Origin of the sequence: Mycobacterium sp. (genome assembly GCF_049278535.1) — a bacterium.
Taxonomy (GTDB): Bacteria; Actinomycetota; Actinomycetes; order Mycobacteriales; family Mycobacteriaceae; genus Mycobacterium.
The window spans coordinates 1-6585 of sequence record NZ_JBAPMI010000139.1 but is presented as its reverse complement, the minus strand read 5'-3'; the positions used below and the strand labels follow the sequence as shown (position 1 = coordinate 6585).

Annotated in this window: 6 protein-coding genes; 4 read left to right on the top strand and 2 right to left on the bottom strand. The window is 66.8% G+C overall.

All coding sequences use genetic code 11. The features are described from left to right. From WAO18_RS08995 to purM, 3 genes are all read left to right on the top strand, one after another. On the top strand, positions 1 to 1320 hold a 1320-nt coding region (locus WAO18_RS08995; RefSeq protein WP_422205674.1), incomplete at its 5' end, for a phytoene desaturase family protein. Between the two features lie 171 nt (positions 1321 to 1491). After that, positions 1492 to 3033 (top strand): amidophosphoribosyltransferase, encoded by a 1542-nt coding sequence (purF, locus tag WAO18_RS08990; RefSeq protein WP_422205673.1) that lies wholly within the window; start codon positions 1492 to 1494, stop codon positions 3031 to 3033. 66 nt (positions 3034 to 3099) lie between these two features. Next, entirely contained in the window at positions 3100 to 4182 is a 1083-nt protein-coding gene (gene purM, locus WAO18_RS08985; RefSeq protein ID WP_422205671.1) for a phosphoribosylformylglycinamidine cyclo-ligase, read from the top strand. A gap of 36 nt (positions 4183 to 4218) precedes the next feature. On the opposite strand, the gene WAO18_RS08980 is transcribed toward purM, so the two are convergent. After that, positions 4219 to 4386 carry a DUF3073 domain-containing protein gene (locus WAO18_RS08980; protein ID WP_422205669.1) on the bottom strand — a complete coding sequence of 56 codons (168 nt, stop codon included), beginning with the start codon at positions 4384 to 4386 and terminating at the stop codon, positions 4219 to 4221. A gap of 134 nt (positions 4387 to 4520) precedes the next feature. Continuing rightward, the gene (locus WAO18_RS08975; protein WP_422205667.1) at positions 4521 to 5603 is read right to left on the bottom strand and encodes a YgfZ/GcvT domain-containing protein; all 1083 of its coding nucleotides are present in this window, start codon (positions 5601 to 5603) and stop codon (positions 4521 to 4523) included. Between the two features lie 114 nt (positions 5604 to 5717). Here WAO18_RS08975 and WAO18_RS08970 point away from each other — a divergent pair. Next, the coding region (locus WAO18_RS08970) for an aminodeoxychorismate lyase (protein ID WP_422205675.1) at positions 5718 to 6585 on the top strand (868 nt) is incomplete at its 3' end.

Here is a 6585-nt window from a genome sequence, read left to right as displayed (position 1 = left end):
ATCGGCGAGTCCGGTGAGGAGCCGATGATCTTTTACCGCGACCCCGTGCAGCTGATGACGCATCTGGGCGAGAAACACGGCGCCGACGCGATCATGGGCATGGCCGAGTTGATCGCCTGGAGTCAGGGGCCCGCGAAAGCGCTGGGCCGATTCGAGGTGCGCACACCGCCCAAGACGCTGGACGAGATGTACGCCTGTGCGGCCAACGAATCCGAACGTGCGGCAATCCATCAAATGCTGTTCGGCTCGGCGATGGACGCCATCGACCGATACCTGCCGGACAAGGAAAAGCACGCGATCATGCGCGGGATGCTCGCGTTTCTGGCGGTCAACTCCACCTACCGCGGCCCCTACACTCCCGGCAGCGCGACCTGCCTGGCCTTTGCGCTGGCTGTGCCCAACGACAGCACCGCAATGATGACCAAACTGGCCGGCGGAATCGGCACGCTCACCGAACACCTGGACGCGCTCTTCATATCCCGAGGCGGCGAGATGCGCTTTCGGGCCAAGGTCGAGAAGATCCTCGTCGAAAACGACCGTGTCACCGGTGTGCGGCTGCGAGACGGGTCGACGATCAGCGCGCCCGTAGTGGTGTCCAACCTCTCGCCCGACCTCACTCTCACCGACCTCGTCGGCGCGGAGCACTTGCCTGCGGATCTGATCGCCAGGCTGGGCGGTCGCGACCACCGCGCCGCATTTGTACAGATACATTTCGCACTCGACGGCCGTCCGGAGTTCGCGCCGCCCTACGAACTGCTCAACGAACCCGGTATGCAGCAGTCCATCGGAATTTTTGGCTCACCCGAGGAACAGCAGCGCCAGTGGGAGACGTGCACCCGCGGCCTGGTGCCCGAGAATCCCTCGCTGGGCATGCAGATTCCGTCCTGCATGGATCCCGGACTGGCGCCGCCCGGTAAGCATGCCGCGAGCGCGTACGCCTACGCATTCCCCGTCGAGGCCAGCCGCGATCAGCACGGGCATCTGAAAAATGAAATGGCGCAACGAGTTATCGACAAGATCACCCGCTACGCGCCCAACTTCCGCGACATCGTCATCCGGCACATCACCTTCGCGCCGTATCACATGCAGACCATGTTCGGCGCCCCGTCAGGCGATTTCTGCCACGGCCTGCTCCATCCGGATTTGATGGGACCAAACCGGCCGGGACCGAGGGGCTTCATCGACATGCCCATTCCGCTCGACGGGCTGTACCTGGCGAGCGCCGGGTGCCACGGCGGGCCGGGCATCACCTTTACGCCGGGCTACAACGCGGCCTACCAAGTGCTCGACGAGCGGGAGGCCGGGCGCCTAGCCAGCTGAGCGGCGAGCGGTCGCAATGTGACATATGCGATATGTGATTGCTCGTGGGACTGTTGAGCTGCAAAAACCGGTTGGCACATGGTGCAACACGCCCCTTCAATTCGTTGACACGCCCAACGTTTCCGTAGACTTCACCAAGTCACCATCCGTTCCCCGGGGAGCCGCCGCACTGTGACCGTCCAGCAGCCAGTACCTGACGAGAATCCGCCTGGCGAAGAATGCGGTGTATTCGGCGTATGGGCGCCCGGCGAAGAAGTCGCCAAGATGACCTACTACGGCCTCTACGCGTTGCAGCACCGAGGCCAGGAGGCGGCGGGTATCGCGGTCGCCGACGGGTCGCAGATTCTGGTGTTCAAGGATCTCGGGCTGGTCAGTCAGGTCTTCGACGAGCAGACGTTGGCGGCGATGGAAGGCCATGTCGCGGTCGGCCACTGCCGGTATTCCACCAGCGGCCAGCCCACCTGGGAGAACGCCCAGCCGGTTTTCCGTAACACCGCAGCAGGCACCGGAGTTGCGTTGGGCCACAACGGCAATCTGGTCAACAGCGCCGAACTCGTCACCCGCGCCCGTGAGGCCGGGCTGCTGAACAGCAAGGTCCCCGGCGCGGCCACCACCGACTCCGACATGCTGGGCGCGTTGCTGGCCCACGGCGCCGCCGACTCCAGCCTGGAGCAGGCAGCGCTGGAACTGCTGCCGACGGTCCGCGGCGCGTTCTGTCTGACCTTCATGGACGAGAACACGTTGTACGCCGCCCGCGACCCGTGGGGCGTGCGCCCCCTTTGCCTGGGACGGCTGGACCGCGGCTGGGTGGTCGCGTCGGAAACGGCAGCGCTGGACATCGTCGGCGCCTCGTTCGTCCGCGAGATCGAACCCGGTGAGCTGCTGGCCATCGACGCCGACGGCGTTCGATCGACCCGCTTCGCCAACCCCGAGCCCAAGGGCTGCATCTTCGAGTACGTCTACCTGGCACGGCCGGACAGCACGATCGCCGGAAGGTCGGTGCACGGCGCCCGATTGGAGATTGGCCGCCGGCTGGCCCGCGAATCTCCGATCGACGCCGACCTGGTCATCGGCGTCCCGGAATCCGGTACCCCGGCCGCCGTCGGCTATGCGCAGGAATCCGGCATTCCCTACGGCCAGGGCCTGATGAAAAACGCCTACGTGGGGCGCACCTTCATCCAGCCGTCGCAGACCATCCGTCAGCTCGGAATCCGGCTGAAGTTAAACCCGCTCAAAGAAGTCATCCGCGGTAAGCGACTCATCGTCGTCGACGACTCGATCGTGCGGGGCAACACTCAGCGTGCTCTGGTCAGGATGCTGCGGGAAGCCGGCGCCGTCGAGGTGCATGTGCGGATCGCTTCGCCGCCGGTGAAGTGGCCGTGCTTCTACGGCATCGATTTCCCGTCGCCGGCCGAGCTGATCGCGAATGCCGTTGAAGACGAAGACGAGAGCCTCGAAGCCGTGCGGCAGGCGATCAACGCCGACACGCTCGGACACATCTCGCTGCGGGGCCTGATCGCCGCCACCGAGCAACCCACGTCACGGCTGTGCTCGGCCTGCTTCGACAGCAAGTACCCGATCGAACTGCCCAGCGAGACAGCGCTTGGTAAGAACGTCATCGAACAGATGCTCGCCAACGCCGCGCGGTCGGACATCGGCGCCCTCGATCTATCGCCGGAGGCCGAGCAGGCCGCCGTACTACAACATCCCTAGCTTTACGTTGCCCTTGCACGAGTGGGAGATACCCGCGCCGATCGGCGACCGGTAGCCTTTATCGCGATGACCGACCGCGGAAAAGACCCGGCTGCCCCGGGCGCGACATATGCATCGGCCGGAGTCGACATCGAGGCCGGAGACCGCGCAGTCGAATTGTTCAAGCCGCTGGCGTCGAAAGCCACCAGACCCGAGGTGCTCAGCAAGCTGGGCGGGTTCGCCGGACTCTTTGCGTTGCGCAACGACTACCGCGAGCCGTTGCTGGCGGGATCCAGCGACGGGGTGGGTACCAAGCTGGCCGTCGCCCAGGCGATGGACAAGCACGACACCGTCGGCCTGGACCTGGTCGCGATGGTGGTCGACGACCTGGTGGTCTGCGGAGCCGAGCCGCTGTTCCTGCTGGATTACATTGCTCTTGGCCGCATCGTGCCGGAACGGCTCAACGCGATCGTCGGCGGTATAGCCGAAGGGTGCATGCGTGCGGGCTGCGCGCTGCTCGGCGGTGAGACCGCCGAGCATCCCGGCCTGATCGAGCCGGACCACTACGACATTTCGGCTACTGGGGTCGGCGTCGTCGAAGCCGACGACCTGCTCGGGCCCGAGCGGGTCAAGCCCGGCGACGTCATCATCGCGATGGGATCGTCAGGCCTGCATTCCAACGGATACTCGCTGGCCCGCAAGGTCTTACTGGAGATCGACCGGGGCAACCTGGCCGGTTACGTCGAGGAGTTCGGCCGCACGCTGGGCGAAGAACTGCTCGAGCCGACGATCATCTACGCCAAGGACTGCCTGGCGCTGGCCGCCGAAACCCAGGTCCGGACGTTCTGCCACGTGACCGGGGGCGGGCTGGCCGGCAACCTGGAACGCGTCATCCCGAATGGGCTGGTGGCAGAGGTGGATCGCGGCACGTGGACGCCGGCGCCGGTTTTCGCGATGATCGCCCAGCGCGGCCGCGTGTCGCGCGCCGAGATGGAAAAGACCTTCAACATGGGCGTCGGCATGATCGCCGTCGTCGCGCCCGAGGACACCGACCGCGCACTGGCGATCTTGACCGCCCGGCATTTGGATTGCTGGGTGCTTGGCACGATCAACAAGAGTGGAAAAGGCAGTCCGCGAGCAAAACTTCTCGGGCAGCACCCAAGGTTCTAGATTTCGGCTCGCCGATATGGCGAGCCGCGGGCAGTCCTAGCGGTGTACGTCTCGCCAGGGATCGTCGCTCTCCGACTGGTCGGCATCGTCGGCGTCCGACCCGGACAACTCGCGCTGAAGCCGATCGAAATCGGTCTGCGGTGAGCTGTATTTAAGGTCTCGTGCAACCTTGGTCTGCTTCGCCTTAGCCCGGCCACGGCCCATGGGGGAACCCCCTCGCGCAATAACGGAGCGGCCCAACAAGTAGGCGGCTCCGATCTTTTGTCTTTATTGTCCTGCCGACAGTTTACCGTGCCCGGAGGTTGCGTGCTGTTGCGCCCCGCACCCTGTCCGGGCCGTCATCGGGCTGTTCCCCGCAACCGCTCGACGGCTACCCGACCGGCGCCGGGCCCGTCGGTGGCCGGTACCGATGCGGCGTCGATTAAAGCCGCCACCTCGCCTCCGCCGCCGGTGCTCAGGGCGGTGTCCGCCGGTATGCCCCGCTTGACCAGCGCCAGAGCCACCGGGCCGAGGTCGACGTGTTCGACGACCGTTCCAAGCCGGCCCACCGTGCGGCCACCGGCCAGCACGGCGTCGCCAGTGGCCGGCCGGTCTACCGACCCGTCCAAGTGCAACAACACCAGCACGCGCGGCGGCTTGCCGAGGTTATGCACCCGGGCGACGGTCTCCTGGCCGCGATAGCAGCCCTTGTCGAGATGGACGGCGTCGCCGATCCAGCCCACTTCGTGCGGGATGGTGCGCTCGTCGGTGTCGACGCCGAGCCGCGGTCGCACCGCCGCCACCCGGTGCGCCTCGTAGGCCCAGACTCCGGCGAGTTGCACTCCGGCGCTGGTCAACCGCTGCTGTAGCTCGGCAGATCCCGCGCGCTCGACCAGAACGTCTAGCTCGATCTGGCCAGGGCGGGCCGGTGACATCCGGCGCGCGAAGCCGCCGCCGGACATCGGCGCGGCAGTCATCTCGGCGGGCAACGCGTCCAAGCCGAGCGCATCGAGCACGGCTCGCTCACTCAGCTGTGGCCCCAACAGCGACAGCACCGCCAGGTCAGCCGGGGCGACAGCGACGTCCGACCAGAAGACCATCTTGCGCAGGTACTCCAGCAACGGCTCGCTGCGCCACGGTTCGGTGTCGAGGTAGCTGACGCCGCCGAGTTCGGTCTGCAGCCAGTGATCTTCGACCCGGCCCTGGCCGTCGAGGCTGAGGTTTTGGGTGCTCGCGCCGTCCGGTAATTCGCTGACGTGCTGTGTCGAGATGCTGTGAAGCCAGGTCTGCCGGTCGGCGCCGGTCAGGGTCAGCACTCCGCGATGCGACCGATCCACCAGGGCGGCACCGGTTTCGGCGGCACGCTGCTCGCCGAGGGGATCGCCGTAGTGCCAGATGGCGCCGGCGTCGGGGCCGGTTTCGGGGGCGGGAACTGCGGACACACACCAACTCTACGGGTCGCGGCGGCCTCGGCTTTCTGGTGGCGACCCGCTGCGACCGGCTTCGCCGCTCCTGCGATCGCCACTAGTCTTTTCTCCATGACTGGCCACCCGGGCGTGATCGTGACGCTCGACGGCGAGGTGCACCCGCCGGGAACGCCGCTGCTGTTCGCCGACGACCTGGCCGCGGTACGCGGCGACGGCGTGTTCGAGACATTGCTGGTTCGCGACGGTCGTGCCTGCCTGGTCGAAGCGCATCTGGGCCGGCTGACTCATTCGGCGAAGCTTCTCGACCTGCCCGAGCCCGACCTGGCGGCCTGGCGTCAGGCGATCGAGCTGGCTACCCGGCAGTGGGTCGGCGGCACCGACGCCGAAGCTGCGATGCGGTTGGTCTACAGCCGCGGCCGGGAACGCGGTTCGGCACCCACCGCCTACGTCACGGTGAATCCGGTCGCCGACCGGATCGCCGCCACCCGTCGCGACGGTCTGGCCGCGGTGACCTTGTCCCGTGAGCTGCCGTCGGCCGGTGTCGAAGCGATGCCGTGGCTGCTGGCCGGCGCCAAGACGCTGTCGTATGCGATAAACATGGCCGCGCTGCGGCACGCCGAACGACAGGGCGCCGGCGACGTCGTCTTCGTCAGCTCCGACGGTCACGTGCTGGAAGGTCCGCGCTCGACCGTGGTGATCGCGACTCCCGGCGACGGAGGCGGTCGCAGCACGTGTCTGCTGACCCCACCGCCCTGGTATCCGATCCTGCGCGGCACCACGCAACAGGCATTGTTCGGCGTTGCCCGCGCCAAGGGTTACGACTGCGACTACCGCGCTCTGCGTGTCGCCGATCTGTTTGCTGCGCAAGGGGTTTGGTTGGTGTCGAGTATGACGCTGGCCGCGCGCGTGCACACCCTGGACGGCCGGGTGTTGCCACGGGCCCCGATGGCGGCGGAATTCGCCGAACTCGTCGACGCGGCCATCGTCAGCGACCGCT